The following is a 1851-nucleotide window of genomic DNA, read 5'->3' as shown; positions in this document are numbered from 1 at the left end:
CCTGGTGGGGGTGAGGTGGGTTGTGGGGGTTGGTTGAAATTTTTGGTGGGGAGTAGGTTTTTGCCGCCCCACTGGTTCTTAATTTGTTGGCAGTACACTAGCGGTTTTTATTGTGGATGGAAATAATACCCCCACCCGTAAAGGAATATATCATTTATAAACAATAAAACCCCTTAAAGACCCCACAAACAATCTAGTCTGTCCCCCATCTGTGGGTCCGGTATTTGCATAGTAAGAATCGCTGCTGTTGGCGACAACAAAATTATAACCGCCGTAGACATTACCTGTGTCACTGCCGTACATGATTCCTAATAAAGCGTTTTCCGGTTGTTGGTTCTGAACACTACGGAATTTATTAGTGGCTGCTGATGAACCCTGCTGTTGGGCAACCGGGTCTAATGCCCAGTCTGCTTTATAGCACGCCATCACCCGATTTGGGTTCACTTGTCCAGCAGCGGTAGTAGAACTTTCAAACCTCACTCGCCAATAGCCAACATTGGCAGAGAAAAATGCTAAATTAATTTGGGCAGCGCGAGCAGCTTCAATAGAGTCACGAATTTCTTTAGACCAGTACTCATCATGACCAACAGACAGAAAGACTTTGTGGTTGCGCAATGTTTGTCCGTTGGTATAAACATGCATGTTGTCAGTGTAAGTAACATTGTAACTTTGGGATTCCAACCAACGCACCATATTATATTCCCATCGCAGGGGTGAGTTCCTCTCATTGTCAGGGTCGGAGGTTTGATTGACTGCCTCAGAGTATGGGCGATCATAAGAAACCTTATAAGCCTGCTGCGCGTTAACGCTGTTATAGCTGTACAAGCTGTGACCCCCAGTCGTGCTATAAGCTAAGACAGTAGTAATGCTACTTTGGAACAGAATATCAGCAGTGTTGCTATCGTCATAAACGACGAACCACACGTAGGTTTGTTTGCCGGTTGACCCATCAGTCAGCTTACCAACATAAAGACCACTAGTCCAGTTACTGCCCACCTGTAGGGTGTAGGAAGTTGTCCAGTTACACTCGGTTAGGTAGATAGTAGTATCTGTGGTACAGGCGGGTTGGGTTGTACCATTGAGGGAACCACTACTCAGCATCAGCCTTCCTCCCGTGCCGCCATAATAGCCCAAGCGATACACATCAATGGTAAACTGTCCAGCTTGTCCAAGAGAAACTTTAATGTCGAGTGTTCCCCCTTTACTAACATTAGTCGCCGAGGTGTAAGCAGCAATCTCGCCACTACCTGGGTTATTAAGTCTCCAATTAGTCGTGCCAGGATTTTGGTTTTCCAACCAGATGGGGTTGGGGTTGACCGGAGTTGCTATAGCCGAGAAGGTTATACTGCCGATCCCTGCTGCCGTTGCGGTTACTACCACCCCATCAGGACCAGAGGGTACTGATCCTAGTGTCAAGTTTGTACTTGCTTGACCACTAGAATTAGTTACTGCACTGGTTGGCGAGACTGACCCCCCGCCATTGGTAATAGCGAAGTTCACGGTGACTCCTGACTGAGGATTGTTTTGAGCGTTTAGTACTTGGACGACTAGAGGGTTGGGTAGAGTTGCCCCCGTGTTACCAGTCTGATTGTCTCCACTAACTTTAACCAAGCTACTACCTGCGATAAAGACGATGTCGCGATAATAGTTACTATTCAGGTAGGAACTAGTTGGGAAAGAATTTGGACTGAGATTATACACACCATTGTTGCCGTCAGCTATTGTGCTGAGGTCGCCGTTGACGATGGAACTAGCTAGTTGATTTTGAGTGTCGACATAGTAGGAGTTTGCGTTGACAGAAACCACATAGGTTGTATTAGCCTGAATAACAACTGGTACACTGAGAGCCTG

1 protein-coding gene is annotated in these 1851 nt (G+C 46.6%); it reads right to left on the bottom strand.

Going from position 1 to position 1851, the window contains the following annotated elements; genetic code table 11:
* Positions 1–150: 150 nt before the first annotated feature.
* Positions 151–1851, bottom strand: a 1701-nt coding sequence (locus G4P69_RS36890; protein ID WP_243903173.1) for a N,N-dimethylformamidase beta subunit family domain-containing protein, incomplete at its 5' end; no start/stop codon positions are given.

Origin of the sequence: Aetokthonos hydrillicola CCALA 1050 (assembly GCF_017591665.1) — a bacterium.
Lineage (GTDB): Bacteria > Cyanobacteriota > Cyanobacteriia > Cyanobacteriales > Nostocaceae > Aetokthonos > Aetokthonos hydrillicola.
Note: the sequence above shows the minus strand (reverse complement) of the source record. Positions and strands in the feature narration are given on the sequence as shown.